Annotated in this window: 7 protein-coding genes and 3 pseudogenes; 7 read left to right on the top strand and 3 right to left on the bottom strand. The window is 67.0% G+C overall.

What is annotated here, in order from left to right; translation table 11 throughout:
• The first annotated feature begins 18 nt into the window (after positions 1 to 18).
• Positions 19 to 702, top strand: coding sequence for a GtrA family protein (locus CKW46_RS09240; RefSeq protein WP_117437970.1), 684 nt, complete (start codon positions 19 to 21; stop codon positions 700 to 702).
• Here the strand turns inward: CKW46_RS09240 and CKW46_RS09235 are convergent.
• Both CKW46_RS09235 and CKW46_RS09230 read right to left on the bottom strand, forming a co-directional pair.
• Positions 657 to 1,175 (bottom strand): PH domain-containing protein, encoded by a 519-nt coding sequence (locus tag CKW46_RS09235; protein ID WP_117438011.1) that lies wholly within the window; start codon positions 1,173 to 1,175, stop codon positions 657 to 659. The two genes, CKW46_RS09240 and CKW46_RS09235, sit on opposite strands and share 46 nt — an antisense overlap.
• 62 nt (positions 1,176 to 1,237) lie before the next feature.
• Positions 1,238 to 2,068, bottom strand: coding sequence for a biotin--[acetyl-CoA-carboxylase] ligase (locus CKW46_RS09230; RefSeq protein WP_482053082.1), 831 nt, complete (start codon positions 2,066 to 2,068; stop codon positions 1,238 to 1,240).
• A gap of 150 nt (positions 2,069 to 2,218) precedes the next feature.
• On the opposite strand from CKW46_RS09230, the gene CKW46_RS09225 reads away from it, so the two are divergent.
• The 6 genes and pseudogenes from CKW46_RS09225 to CKW46_RS09200 all read left to right on the top strand — a co-directional run bounded on the left by CKW46_RS09225 (position 2,219) and on the right by CKW46_RS09200 (position 8,087).
• A complete protein-coding gene (locus CKW46_RS09225; RefSeq protein ID WP_117437972.1) occupies positions 2,219 to 3,859 on the top strand; it encodes an acyl-CoA carboxylase subunit beta in 1,641 nt (546 codons plus the stop codon).
• A gap of 107 nt (positions 3,860 to 3,966) precedes the next feature.
• A pseudogene (locus tag CKW46_RS09220) lies at positions 3,967 to 4,176 on the top strand (acyl-CoA carboxylase subunit epsilon); the annotation flags it as partial.
• The gene (locus tag CKW46_RS09215) at positions 4,173 to 4,823 is read left to right on the top strand and encodes a Maf family protein (protein ID WP_011740577.1); all 651 of its coding nucleotides are present in this window, start codon (positions 4,173 to 4,175) and stop codon (positions 4,821 to 4,823) included. The pseudogene CKW46_RS09220 and the gene CKW46_RS09215, both read left to right, overlap by 4 nt.
• Positions 4,824 to 4,862: 39 nt before the next feature.
• Complete coding sequence (locus tag CKW46_RS09210) at positions 4,863 to 5,768, top strand: sulfurtransferase (RefSeq protein ID WP_482053081.1); 906 nt, start codon at positions 4,863 to 4,865, stop codon at positions 5,766 to 5,768.
• A pseudogene (locus CKW46_RS09205) lies at positions 5,765 to 6,183 on the top strand (SufE family protein). The gene CKW46_RS09210 and the pseudogene CKW46_RS09205 overlap by 4 nt, the downstream one beginning before the upstream one ends.
• A 110-nt stretch (positions 6,184 to 6,293) precedes the next feature.
• On the top strand, positions 6,294 to 8,087 hold the full coding sequence (locus CKW46_RS09200; RefSeq protein WP_482053079.1) for an acetyl/propionyl/methylcrotonyl-CoA carboxylase subunit alpha: 1,794 nt from the start codon (positions 6,294 to 6,296) through the stop codon (positions 8,085 to 8,087).
• Positions 8,088 to 8,108: 21 nt separating this feature from the next.
• On the opposite strand, the pseudogene CKW46_RS09195 reads toward CKW46_RS09200, so the two are convergent.
• A pseudogene (locus CKW46_RS09195) lies at positions 8,109 to 17,570 on the bottom strand (amino acid adenylation domain-containing protein).
• Positions 17,571 to 17,806 lie beyond the last annotated feature (236 nt).

The following is a 17,806-nucleotide window of genomic DNA, read 5'->3' as shown; positions in this document are numbered from 1 at the left end:
TCCGTACACTGACTTGTTGTGTCCTTTGCCGATGCCACAATCGCGCGCCTTCCCAGGGTGGTTCAGCCCTTTGCGCAGCGTCATCATGAACTGATCAAATTTGCCATCGTCGGCGGCACTACTTTTATCATCGACTCGGCAATTTTCTACACGCTGAAGTTGACGATTCTGGAACCCAAGCCGGTGACGGCCAAGGTGATCGCCGGAATCGTCGCTGTCATCGCGTCCTATGTGCTCAACCGGGAATGGAGCTTCCGCGACCGTGGCGGCCGGGAGCGCCACCACGAGGCGCTGCTGTTCTTCGCGTTCAGCGGCGTGGGTGTGCTGCTGAGCATGGCCCCGCTGTGGTTCTCCAGCTATGTCTTGCAGTTACGGGTGCCGATGGTCTCGCTGACCGTGGAGAACCTGGCCGACTTTGTCTCGGCCTACATCATCGGAAATCTGCTGCAGATGGCCTTCCGGTTCTGGGCGTTCCGCCGCTGGGTGTTCCCCGACGAGTTCGCACGCAACCCGGACAAGGCGCTGGAGTCGGCACTGACCGCGGGCGGTATCGCCGAAGTCTTCGAAGACGAGATCGAGGGCGGCAACGTCACCCTGCTGCGCTCCTGGCACAACAAGTCCGCCAGGGCCAACCGCTCAGATGCACGATCGGCCGCTCAGCTGGGGGCTTCCTCGGAGCCCAGGGTGTCGAAAACCTCGTGATAGAGCAGCGCGTGCACTTCTCGCAGGCGCGGAATGTTGTAGAACAACAACGGATCCTGTGACGCCGATTCGATAATCAGCGTCCCGGTGCGAAGCATTCGCTCGAATATCCGGTCCCGGAATTCCACGCTGTTGATCCGGGCCAACGGGATGTCGATCCCGCTGCGGGTCAGCACGCCCTGGCGATACATCACCCGGCGGTTGGTGACCACGAAATGTATGGTCAGCCAGCTCAGGAACGGCCATAGTGTGAGCCAGCCGACAATCACCAGCCAGATCCCCCAGATGACGCCATGGATGATGTTCTTGGCCAGCTGCTGCCATTGCGTCGAGTTGACGAACCCCGAGCCCAGCGCGGCCAGCCCGGTGATCAGGATCAACACCACGACCGGCCAGACCAGCCGGGTCCAGTGCGGGTGACGATGCAGGACGACCTGCTCGCCTGCGGCCATGGCATTGTCCGGATAGCCCATGGTGGCGACCCTATCCCCCGTTGGCTGCTGTTTGCTGAAGTTGGACGGATGGCCGCGCCGCACTAGCGCAGATGCACCACGTCACCCGCGGCGACCACGACCGTCTCGCCGGACTTGCCCGCCTCGTCGGGCGTAGTCTGCAGGCGCAATCGCCCCTGCTCATCAATGTCGCGGGCGATCCCGACGATCTCGCGCCCGCCGGGGAGTTGCGCACGCACGCGCGAACCGATGGTCAGACTGCGGGCCCGGTAGTCCGCCGATAGCCGCGCGTGAGCGCGTCTGAACTCATCGATCCGCGCCGCAAGCTCGCGCAACAGCCGGGCAGCCAGTTCGTTGCGATCCGGTGCCGGCACCCCGAGGTCCAGCAGCGAGGTCGCTGCGGGCCCCGCAATTTCGTCGGGCGCCTGGGTGACATTGAGCCCGATGCCGATCACCGCGTAGGGCATCGCCACCTCGGCGAGAATGCCCGCCAGCTTGCCCAGCGATCCGGGCAGACCGGCCAGCACATCGTTGGGCCACTTCAAACCCGCTTGCGCCGCCGTGCCGTCAAGCAACGGGGTCACCGTGTCCACCACGGCCAACCCGATGGCCAGCGACAGCCAGCCCCAGGTGGCGGTGGGGACGCCGTCCACCCGCACCCCGACCGACATGGTGATCTGCGCTCGCGCCGTGGCCGACCAGCCGCGCCCCAGCCGCCCCCGTCCGGCCGTCTGGTGTTCGGCGATCAGCACCGCCCCTTCGATATCGGCCCCGGCAGCGGCCCGGGCCAGCAGATCGGCGTTGGTGGAGCCGGTCTCATCGACGACGTCGAGCTGGCGCCATCCCGAGTCGATCGCCTCACTACGCAGCTTGCTGGCGTCCAACGGCAACCTGAGCTGATCGCGGTCCGTCACGGCACAAGCCTAGAGAACGCCGGGCCGGCCGTGGGAGATCAATTGTCGGACGGTTCGCCGCGGCGCACATCGGCAATCCCCGCGCGACCGTCGGGTGCTCAGGCACGCCCGGGCCAACCGATGCGGGTGCGGCCGATACCATCAACTCCCATGACCAGCGTTACCGACCACACTGCTGAGCCCGCTGCCGAGCACACCATCGATATCCACACCACCGCGGGCAAGCTCGCAGAGCTACACAAGCGCCGCGCCGAGTCGCTGCATCCGGTCGGCGAGGGCGCCATCGAGAAGGTGCACGCCAAAGGCAAGCTGACCGCACGCGAACGGATCTATGCGCTGCTCGACGAGGACTCGTTCGTGGAGCTGGACGCGCTGGCAAAGCACCGCAGCACCAACTTCGGCCTGGAGAGCAACCGCCCGGTCGGCGACGGTGTGGTCACCGGCTACGGCACCATCGACGGCCGCGACGTGTGCATCTTCAGCCAGGACGCCACCGTGTTCGGCGGCAGCCTGGGTGAGGTGTACGGCGAGAAGATCGTCAAGGTTCAGGAATTGGCGGTCAAGACCGGACGACCGTTGATCGGCATCAATGACGGCGCCGGCGCGCGCATCCAGGAAGGTGTCGTCTCCCTGGGCCTGTACAGCCGGATCTTCCGCAACAACATCCTGGCCTCGGGCGTCATCCCGCAGATCTCGCTGATCATGGGAGCCGCCGCGGGCGGGCACGTCTACTCCCCGGCACTGACCGACTTCGTGGTCATGGTCGACCAGACCAGTCAGATGTTCATCACCGGACCCGACGTCATCAAGACCGTCACCGGCGAGGACGTCACCATGGAGGAGCTCGGCGGTGCCCACACCCACATGGTCAAGTCGGGTACCGCCCACTATGTCGCGTCCGGCGAGCAGGACGCCTTCGAATATGTGCGCGAGCTGCTGAGCTATCTGCCGCCCAACAACGCCACCGACGCACCGCGCTACCCCGCTCCCGCCCCCGAGGGGCCCATCGAGGAGAACCTCACCGACGAGGACCTGGAGCTGGACACGCTGATCCCGGACTCGCCCAACCAGCCCTACGACATGCATGAGGTCATCACCCGGATCCTCGATGAGGAGGAGTTCCTCGAGATCCAGGCCGGCTATGCGCAGAACATCGTGGTCGGGTTCGGGCGCATCGAGGGCCGGCCGGTGGGCATCGTCGCCAACCAACCGACCCACTTCGCCGGCTGCCTGGACATCGATGCCTCCGAGAAAGCGGCCCGCTTCGTGCGGACCTGCGACTGCTTCAACATCCCGATCGTGATGCTGGTGGACGTTCCGGGCTTCCTGCCCGGAACCGGCCAGGAGTACAACGGCATCATCCGCCGCGGCGCCAAGCTGCTCTACGCCTACGGCGAGGCCACCGTCCCGAAGGTCACCGTCATCACCCGCAAGGCCTACGGCGGCGCGTACTGCGTGATGGGTTCCAAAGACATGGGCTGCGACGTCAACCTGGCCTGGCCGACAGCGCAGATCGCGGTGATGGGCGCGTCCGGGGCGGTCGGCTTCGTGTATCGCCAGCAGCTCAAGGAAGCGGCCGAGGCCGGCAAGGATGTCGACGCGCTCCTGCTGCAGCTGCAGCAGGAGTACGAGGACACCCTGGTCAATCCCTACATCGCCGCCGAACGCGGGTACGTCGACGCGGTGATCCCGCCGTCGTACACCCGCGGGTACATCGGAACCGCGTTGCGTCTGCTGGAACGCAAGATCGCCCAGCAGCCCCCCAAGAAGCATGGGAACATCCCCCTGTGAGCGACGTGAACAACGGCAACCAGCCGATCGATCAACAGCCCGAGACCAGCGACGCCACCGAGGCCAGCGAGGGCGGCGAGGGTACGGTGACCGCGCCGGCGCATGACCCGCTGGAACCGCACATCCACGTGCTCAAGGGAGCGCCGACCGAACAGGAGCTCGCGGCGCTGGTCGCGGTGCTGGGCAGCCTGCGCAGCGCAGCCCCGGCCGCAGCGCCCGAGCCATCCCGGTGGGGGTTGCCGGTAGACAGATTGCGCTACCCCGTCTTCAGTTGGCAGCGCATCACGTTGCAGGAAATGACGCACATGCGGCGATGACCCGACTGGTACTGGGCTCGGCCTCATCGGGTCGGCTCAAGGTGCTTCAGCAGGCTGGCGTTGATCCGCTGGTGGTGGTCTCCGGAGTCGACGAGGACGCCATCATGGCCGGGCTGGGTCCGGCCGCAACACCGGCGGATGTGGTGCGTGTGCTGGCACGCGCAAAGGCCGAACAGGTAGCGACCACCCTGACCGGGCAGCAGGCTTCCGTCGCCGCGGACTGCCTTGTCATCGGCTGCGATTCGATGCTCTACATTGACGGCCGGCTGTGCGGAAAGCCCGAGACCGTCGACGACGCCCGGCAATTGTGGCGCTCGATGGCCGGTCGCTGCGGGCACCTGTACACCGGGCACAGCGTCGTACGGTTGACCGAGCAACGCGTCACGCACCGCGACGACGAGACCTCGACCACCACGGTCCACTTCGCGGCCCCCTCGGACGACGACCTGGAGGCCTATCTGGCCACCGGGGAGTCGTTGAAGGTGGCCGGCGGGTTCACCCTGGACGGCTTGGGCGGCTGGTTCATCACCGGCGTCGAGGGCGATCCGTCCGCCGTGGTGGGAATTGGGCTGCCGCTGACGCGGGACCTGATCAGCCGCGCCGGTATATCCATAGCCGCACTTTGGGCGTCGAATCCGCTCCCCTGATGCTGCTTGACCTGATAGTGCGATGGGTAGGCTGACACCGTGCCGTTGCCCCCAGACCCAAATCCCACCCTGTCGGCCTACGCCCACCCCGAACGCCTGGTGACCGCCGACTGGCTGTCCGCACACATGGGCGTTCCCGGCCTGGCAATCGTGGAGTCCGACGAAGATGTCCTGCTCTACGACATCGGCCACATCCCGGGCGCCGTCAAGATCGACTGGCATACCGACCTCAACGATCCGCGCGTGCGCGACTACATCACCGGTGCGCAATTTGCCGAGTTGATGGACCGCAAGGGCATCAGCCGCGATGACACCGTGGTGATCTACGGCGACAAGAGCAACTGGTGGGCGGCCTACGCCCTGTGGGTGTTCACCCTGTTCGGCCACCCCGACGTGCGCTTGCTCAACGGGGGCCGCGACCTGTGGATCGCAGAGGGCCGGGACACCTCGCTGACCGTGCCCGCCAAGACCTCCGCGGGCTATCCGATCGTGGAGCGAAACGACGCCCCCATCCGGGCCTACAAGGACGACGTGCTGGCCACATTGGGCACCCAGCCGCTGATCGACGTGCGCTCCCCCGACGAGTACACCGGCAAGCGCACGCATATGCCCGACTACCCGGAGGAAGGCGTGTTGCGGGGCGGCCACATCCCCACGGCGCAGTCCATTCCGTGGGCCAAGGCGGTCGACGAGAGCGGGCGGTTCCGCGGCCGCGCCGAGCTCGACGAGCTTTACGGCTTCCTGGACCCCGATGACAAGACCATCGTGTACTGCCGCATCGGCGAGCGCTCCAGCCACACCTGGTTCGTGCTCACCCATCTGTTGGGCAAGCCCGGGGTGCGCAACTACGACGGATCCTGGACCGAGTGGGGCAATACCGTGCGGGTGCCGATCGTCGGGGGCGAGAGCCCCGGATCCGCCGATGGACTTGCGTCGCCGCGATGAGCATGCCCGCTCCGCTGGCGGAGGTGGTGTCCGACTTTGGCGAAGTCCAGGTCCAGGACAAGCTCGCCTTGCTGTTGGAATTCGCCAACGAGCTACCGCCGCTGCCGTCCGACCTCGCCGAGGCCGCCATGGAGCCCGTGCCCGAGTGCCAGTCCCCCTGTTCCTGCATGTCGACGCGCAAGACCCGGACCGGGTGCGGCTGTACTTCAGCGCCCCGGCGCAGGCGCCGACCACCCGTGGCTTTGCCGCGATCCTGGCCGCCGGCCTCGACGAGCAACCCGCATCCGAGATCTTGGCCGTGCCTGAGGACTTCTACAGCGAACTGGGCCTGGCGGATCTGATCAGCCCGTTACGGCTGCGCGGGATGTCGGCGATGCTCGCCCGAATCAAGCGGCGGCTGCGCGAGACCGTGTGAAAGGGGAACCGCGTGACCGAGCTTCCGGCGCGCCGCTTAAACTTCCCCAGACAAGACTTGTAAGAAATTCTCTTAAAGACGAAGAGACTTCCAGCCCTACAGGAGGCGCAGTGGCCAGTCACGCCAGCTCCAGGATCTCCAAGGTTCTCGTGGCCAATCGCGGCGAGATCGCAGTCCGAGTGATCCGGGCGGCCCGGGACGCGGGCCTGGCCAGCGTGGCGGTCTACGCCGAACCCGACGCCGAGGCCCCGCACGTCAGCCTGGCTGACGAGGCGTTCGCCCTGGGCGGCCAGACTTCCGCCGAGTCCTACCTGGACTTTGAGAAGCTCCTCGACGCGGCGGCGAAGTCCGGAGCCAACGCGATCCACCCCGGCTACGGCTTCCTGTCGGAGAACGCCGACTTCGCCCAGGCCGTGATCGACGCCGGCCTGATCTGGATCGGTCCCAGCCCGCAGTCCATCCGCGACCTCGGCGACAAGGTCACCGCCCGCCACATCGCCGCCCGCGCCAAGGCGCCCCTGGTGCCCGGCACTCCCGACCCGGTCAAGAACGCCGAAGAAGTGGTCGCCTTCGCCCAGGAGTACGGGCTGCCGATCGCCATCAAGGCGGCCTTCGGTGGCGGCGGGCGCGGCATGAAGGTCGCCCGCACCATGGAAGAGATTCCCGAGCTCTACGAGTCGGCGGTGCGCGAGGCCACCGCGGCATTCGGCCGCGGCGAGTGCTTTGTCGAGCGCTACCTGGACAAGCCGCGCCACGTCGAGGCGCAGGTGATCGCCGACCAGCACGGCAACGTCGTGGTCGCCGGTACCCGCGACTGCTCGCTGCAGCGCCGCTACCAGAAGCTGGTCGAAGAGGCTCCGGCGCCGTTCCTCTCCGACGCCCAGCGCAAGGAGATCCACGAGTCGGCCAAGCGGATCTGCAAAGAGGCCCACTACTACGGCGCCGGCACGGTCGAATACCTGGTCGGCCAGGACGGCCTGATCTCCTTCCTGGAGGTCAACACCCGTCTTCAGGTCGAACACCCGGTCACCGAGGAGACCGCGGGGATCGACCTGGTCCGCGAGCAGTTCCGCATCGCCAACGGCGAGAAGCTGGACCTGACCGAAGACCCCACCCCGCGGGGACACGCAATCGAGTTCCGGATCAACGGCGAGGACGCCGGCCGCGGCTTCCTACCGGCTCCCGGTCCGGTCACCAAGTTCCACCCGCCGGCCGGTCCTGGCGTGCGGATGGACTCCGGTGTGGAGACCGGCTCGGTGATCGGCGGCCAATTCGACTCGATGCTGGCCAAGCTGATCGTGTACGGCGCCAACCGCACCGAGGCGCTGGAGCGAGCTCGACGCGCTCTGGCCGAGTTCCAGGTCGAGGGCCTGGCCACCGTCATCCCGTTCCACCGCGCGGTGGTCTCCGACCCGGCATTCATCGGCGACGAGCACGGTTTCTCGGTGCACACGCGCTGGATCGAGACGGAATGGAACAACACGATCGAACCGTTCGCCGCCGGTGAACCGCTCGACGACGAAGACTTCCGCCCACGCCAAACCGTGGTCGTCGAAATCGATGGTCGCCGGGTCGAGGTCTCGCTGCCCGCCGATCTGGCGATGTCCAACGGCTCCGGCGCCGATGCGGGTGTCATCCGGCGCAAGCCCAAGCCGCGCAAGCGCGGTGCCCACACCGGTGCCGCCGCCTCCGGCGACGCCGTGACTGCGCCGATGCAGGGCACCGTGGTGAAGGTGGCGGTCGAAGAAGGCCAGGAGGTCGTCGCCGGCGAGCTCGTCGTGGTCCTCGAGGCGATGAAGATGGAGAACCCGGTCACCGCTCACAAAGACGGTGTCATCACCGGGCTTGCGGTCGAGGCCGGCGCGGCCATCACCCAGGGAACGGTGCTCGCCGAGATCAAGTAGGGCCGCCCCCGGCCACAGATTTCACCCGGTGCCCGCCGGCGTCAGCGTCGACGCCAGCGACTGCACGGTGGCACCGTCGAGGAGTTCGGCAAGGGGCGGATCGCACTTGAATTCGGTGGCGATGTGCTCACCGATGACCAAAGCGTCGATGGAGTCGCCGCCGCAATCGCGCACCGAATCCGTACCGACCACGGGATGGCCCAGAACCCGCTCCCAGATCCGCTCCAGCTGCCTGCGGGTGACTTCCTGGGGGTTGGCCGCCACGTGTGGCGCCACCAGACCCGTCGGGCGAAGGAAGTTCAACTCCGTCTCGTGCCGAAACACCGGAAGTCGAGCTGATCCACCATCGGCGATGGCTTCGATGGCATCCAGATAGGCGGCGACAATCGCGTCGAACTGTTCGTCGGAAACCAGCCGCGGATCGTATTCGATGCCGATGCCGAGGGCACCGTACTCGCGGGCGAATATGGTGACCAACGGCAGATTGGTGTGGGCGATCATCTTGCGCCGCAAGGTTCTCGAATCCCTGGCACCCGCGGAAACCGGTGTGCGCTCACTGGCACCGGCCTTGTCGAAGCTGACGAAGTTAAACGCCGTCTCGAACAATCCGCCGATGCCGATGTCACGCTGGATTGCCCGCAACGGCACCCGACGATGCGGCAACAGGTCGCGCTCGGCGGCGAACGCCTGGTCGACCAGCCCGGCGTAGTCCGGTGCCGTCATCTTGATCCGCAACGGGACCGTGTTCAAGAACATCCCCAGGGCGCTGGCCGAGTCGTCGGTTTCGGGCCTGCCGTTGACGACAACCCCGCTCAGGACGTCGTCGGTGGCGCCGAGACGGCCGTTGACCGCCAGGTGGGCGGCCAGCAGCGTGCTTTTCAGCGGTACGTGTCGACTGCGAGCCATCCGCACCAGGCCCGCCTCGATGCGCTCGGGCAGCTCGATCCACCGGAACTTGGGGCGGACGTGCTGCAGGCGGTCACCCGCGAAGCGCAGCGTTTGGAAGCCCTGTAGCCGATCGAGCCAGAAGGCCCTCGACGGGCTGGCCTCGGCTTCGCTCTCGAGCATGACAAATTCCCGAAAATGGTTCTGCAGCCGCGGTCGGGCCGGGGACGCGCCGGTGGTCCGCAATGCGTCGTAGCTGACGAGCAGGTCACGCTGAAGTTCGGCCACGCTCCACCCATCCAGAAGCGCATGGTGGACCGTCAGCCCCAGTTCGAAGCGTTCGCCATCGCGCACGTGGATCACCACCCCGAACGGAGTCTGGGTTTGCCACTGCATGGCCGCACTCGATTCGGCTTCCATCCAGGCCGCCACGGTGGCCTCCTGTTCGGCGGCGCTCTGCCCGGACAGGTCGATCACCGTCAGTGGGGTGCACACCTCTTCACGCACCACCTGTAGCGGTCGCGAATAGCCGGACAGATCAAAGGTCGTCCGCAGGATCGGGTGCCGGGCGGTGACCACGTCGACGGCGGCGCGGAACGCGATCTCGTCCCACGGGGCGTCTACCAGATAGCTGAACACGTCGTGATAGATGCACGGCCCATCGACTCGGCTGTGCAGCAGCATCCCGGCCTGTAGGGCGGCCAGGGGGTAGGCATCCTCCACACCCGGCGGCAGATCGCTGGGTTGCGGACCCTCGACCATCGGCGTTCGCGGCTCCGATTGCAGCGCCGCACCGGCCGAACCGGTGCGGATCATGCCGGCCGCGAGTTGCTCGGGCGTCTGGCACTGGAAGAGATCTTGAACCTCCACCGCCAGCCCCAACGCTCTGGCCTTCGCCGAGAGCTTCACCGCGTGCATCGAGTCGCCGCCGATATCGAAGAAGTTGTCGTCAGCACCGACCGAGGGAAGTCCCAGGACCTCGGCGAACACCTGCCGGATCTGGTCAACCGTCGAGGCGGCGAGATTCCGGGTGGAGTCGGTGGTCTCACTCGGCGTTGCGCTGGGCGCCCCGGCCGCCACCATCGGTGCCGGCAACGCCCGCTGATCGATCTTGCCATTCGCGGTCAGTGGCAGGGATTCGACGGTGACGATCGCTGACGGGAGCATGTAGCCGGGAAGGCGGGCGGCCAACTTCTGGCGGCTGGAACTGATCGGCAGTTGCTCGCCGGTCGAGGTCACCACGTAGGCCACCAACCGGGGTTTGGCGTCGTCGTGGCGCACCATCGCATGACAGGCCACCACCTCTTCCAGCCCCGAGACGGCGTTTTCGACCTCTCCGAGCTCGATCCGAAAACCGTGCAATTGGACTTGGTGATCGAGGCGGCCGAAGTACTCGATCTCGCCCGACGGCAGTCGCCGTCCGACGTCGCCGCTTCGGTACAGCCGCTCCCGAGGGCGAAACGGGTGTGGGACAAAAGCGTTGACCGGTCAGTTCCGGCTGCCCCAGGTAGCCCTTTGCCAGCCCGGGACCGGCCACGCAGATCTCGCCGCGCACACCGAGCGGGACCAGGTTGCCGGCAGCGTCGGTGAGCAGGCACTCGAGGTCGGGTATCGGGCGTCCGATCCGCGAACCCCGCCCGCCCAGCACATCCTCGCGGCGCAATCGACGAAACGTCACATGCACCGTCGTCTCGGTGATGCCGTACATGTTGATCAGGTCGGGATGGGAATCGCCGTGTGCCTCGATCCAGGGGATCAGGTCCGAAGACGTCAGCCTTTCGCCGCCAAAGATCACGTAGCGCAAATACAGCGGTGTGTCGGCCTCGGCGTCAGCGTCGCGCAGCAGTCGAAACGCGGACGGCGTCTGGTTGAGTACGGTGATCCGCTCACGTGACAGCAATTCGCGAAACGCGCGCGGGGTCCGGGTCTCCAGATAGGGCACCATCACCACGCATCCGCCGTACAGAAGCGGTCCCCACAGCTCCCAAACCGAGAAGTCGAAGGCGATGGAGTGGAACATCGTCCAACGGTCCGCGCTGGTGAACTCGAAGAGCCCCTCGGTCGCGCTGAACAGCCGCATCACATTGGCGTGGGTAACCTCGACACCCTTGGGGCGGCCGGTCGAGCCCGAGGTGTAGATGACATAGGCGACGTCGTCGTCGTTCACCTCGATGTCGACCCCGGTCCCGGGCTGGTCGGAGAGGTCCAGCGCATCCAGCTGCAGGATCGGCGCGTCATGGTCGGCCACCACGTGTTGAAGCGCGGTCTCGGTGAGGATTGCCGTCGGGGCGCAGTCGCACAGCACGAGTTCGGCTCGTTGCGGTGGCCAGCTGGGGTCCAGCGGCACATAGGCGGCGCCGGTCTTGATGATGGCCAGTACCGCAATGGGTATCAGCGGGGTGCGTTCGAGCAGCATCGCGACCTTGTCACCGGGGCGCACGCCACCGGCGATCAGTAACCTGGCCAGCCGGTTCGACTCGGCGTCCAGCTGGGCATAGGTCAGCCCACGCCCCAGGAACCGGACGGCTTCGGCGTCCGGATCAACTCGCGCCCGGTCCTCGAACCATCGGTGCAGCGCAGGGTGTGCGGGCCGAATCTCGCGGCGTCCATCCAGAGCCCGCAACTGGTCGGTCTCGCCCTGGGTGAGCATGGAGAACTCGGCCAACGTGGCGTCGGGTTGGGTGAGACCCGCGGCCAGCAGTGTCACCAGATGAGCGGCCATCCGCGCGATGCTCTGTGCGTCCCACAACGCATCGCGGTATTCGAACACCAGCCGCAATGCGGTCCCGTCGGACTGCAAGGACAGCGAAAGCCAGAACAGCGAACGGCCGGGGTCGTGTGGCACCGGGGTGACGTCGAGCCCGTCCAGCGTCGGCCGATAGGAGCCGGGGACCTCCGGAACGAACGCCGCCTCGATCAGCGACGCGGCCTTGTCCCGCGCCGCGAACCGCTCCCGCAGCTCTTCGAAGGGCACGTCGGCGTGGGCCGTCGTCGCGGCCAGCCGCTCGGCGGTCGCGGTCGTCAGCGACCGCAAGGTGAGCGCCGGCGAGAAATCCGCGCGCACCGGCAGGAGGTTTGCGAAATATCCGATCGCGGCCTCGGACACCCCGGCGGGGCGGGCCGGGAACGGCAGCCCAACCAGCAACGCGTCTTGCTGGGAGTAGCGGTGCAGCAGGTACTGCCACATCGCCAGCACCACCGTGGACCGCTGCACCTGGATCTGCGCCGCGAACCGGTCCAGCCGCTCGAGCACATCATCGGGCAGCGGCGATTCGAACCTGGCCCCGGAAAACGACGCCACCGACGGCGCCGGGAAATCAGTGGGAAGCTCCAGGCGACCCGGGAGGCCGGAGAGCATCTCGTCCCAGAACGGCAGGTCGGTTTCCTCCAGCCGATGGCGGGGTTGGGCGGACTCGGCCAGGGCCAGCTGCCCCATGGTCGGCGCGACGGGGGGTTCATCATCGAGCGGCCCGTCGCCCAGGGCGCCGTAGAGCCGGGACAGTTCGGCCAAGATCGTCGCCCCGGCCCAATCATCGGCAACGATTTGGTGGTAGTTGAGTCCGAGCACCACCCGGTCGTCGGCCAGCCGAAGAATGAGCGCACGCAGCGGAGAGTCGGTGGTGATGTCGATCGGTCTGGCGGCATCCGCGCAGACCAGCTCTCGCAGTAGCGATTCCTGATCGCTTGGGTCATGGCCGCGCAGATCGCGGACTTGCACCGGCTCGGCATCCCCGATTATCTGGACCGGCCCGGTCGCGCGTTCGGGGAATCTGGTCCGCAGCACGGGGTGGCGCTGTGCAAGGAGCTCCAGGGCGTCGTGCAACCGCTCGACGTCAACCTTGCCGCGCAGGTCGAAATACCGCTGCGCACACAGTTCCGGGCCGCCCGCGTTCCTCCGGTCGAGCAGCCAGATCCGCAGCTGGGCATGGGTCAGCGGGGCTGGGATGACCGCAACGAAGGCCCCACCGCCCACGGCGTAGTCCTCGATGCGGCATTCGGGTGTTCGGGTGAGCGAACCGATGGTCGCGACCAGCTCGGCCGCCAGCCGCTCGGCCGTGGCCGCTTTGAACAGCTCGCGGTCGTATTCCAGGAAACCGCCCAGCCTTTTCCCGTCGTCGGCAAACGACGCCACCAAGTCGAATTTGGCCGACCCCGGGTCGACCGCCACGTGACTGACCTCGGCACCCTCGATGCGCACCGGGGCGATATCGCCGTCGAACAACGTGACCACGGCCTGGAAGATCGGGTTGCGGGTACCAGCGCGCTCCGCGCGGACCACATTGACGATGTCGGGGAATGCCAAAGCACTGTGGTCGACCATGGCTTGGACCTCATCGCGGGCGCGGACGACCAGGTCGGCGAACGTGGGGTTGTCGCGCAGCCGGCAGCGCAACGGCAGGGTGCTGGCGAAGTTGCCGATCACGTTCTCGATGCCGGAATGCTCACGCCCGGCGGTCACGCCGCCGATCACGATGTCGCGCTGGCGGCCACGGCTGGCGATCCACGCCATGAAGGCCGCGACCAGCACGCTGTACGGGGTCGCGCCATGCTCGCGAGCCAGTGCTCGCACCGCCGCCCGGTCGTCGTCGTCGATCACGATCGGCACTCGCGCCCCGCGGAAGCTACCCCGCAGCGGGCGCGGGAAATCCCTGGGCAGATCGATCGCCGGCGGCGCATCGCGCAGATGCTCACTCCAATAGCCCTCCAGCGCCGCGCGGTCGCCGGAGGTGATTTGCCCGGCCACCCAGTGGTGGTAGTCGATTGGTTGCAGGCTTAGCTGGGGCAGCCGCGCTGCCCTACCCAGCGCCGCGTAGGCCTTGCTCAGCTCGGCGTTGAGCAGTCCGGCGGCCGACCACCCGTCGGCGGCGATGTGGTGCACGCTCCAGGCCAGGTAGTGGTCATCGGCGCCGAGCGCGATGAGCAGCACTCGGATGGGTAGATCCTTTTGCAGGTCGAATGGGCGCGCCCCCAGTTCGGCGATGAGCTCGTGGGCGCGGGCATCGCCGTCGTCTTGGCCGCCGCCGCAAAGGTCGGCATGTTCGATCGGCGCGGCACCGCCGGGTGCCAGCACAACCTGGACCGGCTGCCCCTGCTGATAGGGGAAGATCGTCCGCAGCGCCTCGTGCCGCTCGATCACCGCGGCGAACGCGGCTTCCAAGCGTCGAGTGTCCACCTCGCCACGAATGTGCACGGCCTCGACGATGTTGTAGGCCGACATCGTCGGTGCCAGCTGCTGCAGGTACCACAGATTGGCCTGCATGGGTGCCAGCGGCAGGGGCGCCCGCCGGTCCACGGGCGCCGGTTCAAGCACCTCGACCTCGGCGGCGGTGGCGACCTGTCGCAGTTTCTGCTCGATGAGGTCTTGCAGGCCGGTCAGGGTCCCGGCCGAAACGAAGTCGCGCATCTGCAGGACCACGCCCATCCGTTCACGCACCCGCATGATCACCCGCAACGCAGCAAGGGAATGCCCACCGATGCGGAAGAAGTCCGCATTGGGATCGAGGACGGGCCGGCCGAGGATCTCTTCCCAGATTCTGGCCAGTCCGATCAGTCGCTGCGGCACATCGCGCACATCGGCGTCAGCATCGGCAGCACCGACAGCACCGGCGAAGGGAACGGCTGGTAGCGCGGCCATATCCACCTTGCCGGTCGAGGTGCGGGGAAGCGAGTCCAGCACCATCACCGCGGCCGGAACCATCGTGGCGGGCAACTTGGTGCGGCAGGTCTTGAGCACGGCCTCCAGATCCAGCTCCATGTTCGGGGAGTCGGAAATGAGATAGGCGGCCAGGGCCTTGTCGCCGGGCGCGCGCTCTTTGACGGTGACCACCGCATGCTGCACACCCGGGTGCTCACACAGGGTTCGCTCGATCTCTGCCGGTTCTATCCGCACGCCATGCACCTTGAGCTGCCGGTCCATCCGACCGAGGAACTCCAGCGTCCCGTCGGGTCTTTGGCGTACCCGATCACCGGTGCGATAGACCCGGGCACCGGGATGCGCGCAGCGGACGTCGCGGCGGAAACGCTGCGCGGTGATGGCCGGGGAGCCGAGGTAGCCCATCGTGACGCCGGCACCGCCGATCCACAGCTCGCCTTCGCCCCCCGGGGCGGCCAGCGCGCCCTCCGGATCGACAACGTAGAGGCACGCGTTGGCGATCGGACGTCCGATAGGCGCCCAGGATGCCTCGTCGGCGACTTCGACACGCCAGAAGGTCGCATCGATGGTCGTCTCGGTCGGTCCGTACAGATTCACCAGCTCGGCGTGGGGCAACACGGCGGCAAACCGCCGGCACAGCGCCAGCGACAACGGTTCACCACCGCAGAACACGTAGCGCAAGGTCATGCACTGGCCAAGATCGGGCTCCTCGAGCAGCACATCCAGCTGCGAGGGAACGATCTGCAGCATCGTGATGCTCGACTGCCTGACGCGTTGGACGATAGAGTGCGGATCCCACTCCCCCGGGTTGAACACCAGCCGGGCACCGGCCACCAGCGGGCCGAAGATCTCCCACATGAAGATGTCGAATGTGGGTGCGGCCGTCTGCAGCAACGCATCATCGCCGCCAAGGCCGAATTCGTCGCGCCGCCACAGCAGCTGATTGCAGAATGCACGGTCCGAACTGGTCACCGCTTTGGAGCGGCTGGTAGAACCCGACGTGAAGTTGAGGTAGGCCGGCTCAGCAGGATCGAGCTGGGGCGGCGGCATCGACGCGACCGCTGCGCCGGCGCGGTCGGCCGCGATCAGCTCGGGTGCGTTGACCGGAACCAATGGCCGGGTCTGATCGTCGACGACAACGCGACTGACACCGGCATCGGTGATCATGTCCGCGACCCGCGCGCTCGGATGGGTTGGGTTCACCACCACCACCGCCCCGGATCGCGCGATCGCCAGCGCCGCGACGGCCAGGTGAACGCTGCGCCCGAGGAAGACGCCGATGGCATCACCGGGTCGGACCCCCGCCGCGGCTAGGTGTTCGGCGAACGCGTCGACTCGCTCGCCCAGCTCGGCATAGGTGACCGTGGCCCCGTGAACGTCTTCAATGGCGATGGCCTGGGGGGTGCGCTCGATCTGGGCGGCAACGAGTTCGTGAATGCTGTGATCCCCGCCCGGCCGCCGGGGACCGACGATCGGTTCAGCCTCCCGCCGGCGAAGCGGATGCAGGGCCGGGTCAACCTCGGCGTCGCCGGCGAGAAATTCATCAAGCGTGCCGACCGCATCGGCGTAGGCAGGTAGCGCCTGTTCGTAGCCGCTGGCGTGCTCGTCTCGCCCGCCCACCTTGGTCCGTTCGAAACGCCAACCCCGCTCCATGAGCGCCTGCGCCGCCGACCCTTGCGGTGCCACCGCCGCAAGGATCGCCCAGCCCCCAAGCCGGCCCAGGTCGTGAAAATTGTTGACCGAGGTATCGGCAGCGAGTTCGTCCACGATTTCCCGCAGCCGGTTTGCCGCATCGCGGCCTGAGCCGCGGCTGCCATCCAGTCATAGACGGTGTCCGATCGCGCGGCCAAGCGAGCGCCCAGTTCGGTCAGCAGGGCTTCCGAAGGCCCCTCCCCGATCCGCAGGAACCGGACGTCTCGCATCAATGCGGCGACCCGGTTGCGCTCCACGTAGCCGCGCCATCCCAGCGTCTGCATCGCGTTGTCGGTGGCGTGATAGGCGAACTCGGAGGCGGCGACCTTGAGCGTCAGGAAGATCTCTTGCGGGGTGTCGGGCTCGGTCGCGACGACGCCGAGCAGGGCCTCGATCGATTCGATCTCTGCGGCGATGCGCGCCGTGCGGCGCTGGACAACCGGGTCGGTGATGAGCAGGCCGGTGCTCACCTCCCGTTGTGACGCGAAGCGGTAGATCAACTGCGCGCATCGCTTCATAACGCCCAGGCCAATCGCGCCGGCGCTAGCGCGGCCGATCCGCAGGCCCTGGTCGATCACCTCGAGCCCATCGCCAATCCCGCCGAGGATCTGCCAGGGCGCTACCCGCACCCCATCGAAGCGGATGCCCGACACCGGAACGGACCGCAATCCGAAGGTTCTCTCAGGGGGCAGCACGCTGACCCCCGGACTGTCAGCCGGGATCGCCACCGCGGTCAACGCGGTGCCACCGTCGACGGCGAACGGCACCAGAGTCACGAACACGCCGGTGCATCCCGCACCGGTAATGCAGGATTTCGCGGCGCTGATCACCCAGTCGGAGCCGTCGGGGATCGCTGTGCTGACCAGTTCACGCAGGTTGGAACCGGACACACTGGGCTCGGTGATCGCCAGGGAACCCAGCAGCCGGGCGGTGTGCATCGGATCGATGAATCGCTGACGGGCTTGGCTGCTGCCATGGAGCAAGACGGTCTGCATCGCACCGTGATGTACCGCGAGCAGGGCCGCATGGCCGACATCGATGCCACCGACGCGCTCCACGATCGCACTGAGCTCGACGAGATCGACCGCGGATCCGTCGGCTCCGGCACTGATGTGTCCGAAGTGTCCCGCGTCGGCGAGTTCATGCAACGACCGATCAAGGGTCAACAATGCCGAAGCCGCTACCCACCGGGCTGCCTGGTCCCCGTCGTCCTCACCAGGGCATTGCGAGACCGTCGGGGTACCAGCCGTCATATGAAACTCCTCAGCTCATTCGCCACGGCTACCTGCCACGCGACACAAGGGCGGCGCGCATTCCCTGCCCAGGGGGACCACAAGACCGCGCGATGCGGTCACGCCCCTTTAGGTACATGGCTATGTTGTCATTGTCAACGTGAAATATTGATATTGGCAACTTGACATTGGCTACACGGCTCGGCGTGAAGTTAGCTGAATGTTCCGATTGGCGAGGCGGCAGACGGCGGGCTGCC

The organism is Mycobacterium liflandii, from assembly GCF_022354805.1.
GTDB lineage: Bacteria > Actinomycetota > Actinomycetes > Mycobacteriales > Mycobacteriaceae > Mycobacterium > Mycobacterium marinum.
Note: the sequence above shows the minus strand (reverse complement) of the source record. Positions and strands in the feature narration are given on the sequence as shown.

What these genes read in the sequence shown, in the direction of transcription:
- CKW46_RS09225 (WP_117437972.1), top strand. Translation starts at nt 2,219, where the DNA reads ATGACCAGCGTTACCGACCACACTGCTGAGCCCGCTGCCGAGCACACC.
- CKW46_RS09215 (WP_011740577.1), top strand. Translation starts at nt 4,173, where the DNA reads ATGACCCGACTGGTACTGGGCTCGGCCTCATCGGGTCGGCTCAAGGTG.
- CKW46_RS09235 (WP_117438011.1), bottom strand. Translation starts at nt 1,175, where the DNA reads ATGGGCTATCCGGACAATGCCATGGCCGCAGGCGAGCAGGTCGTCCTG.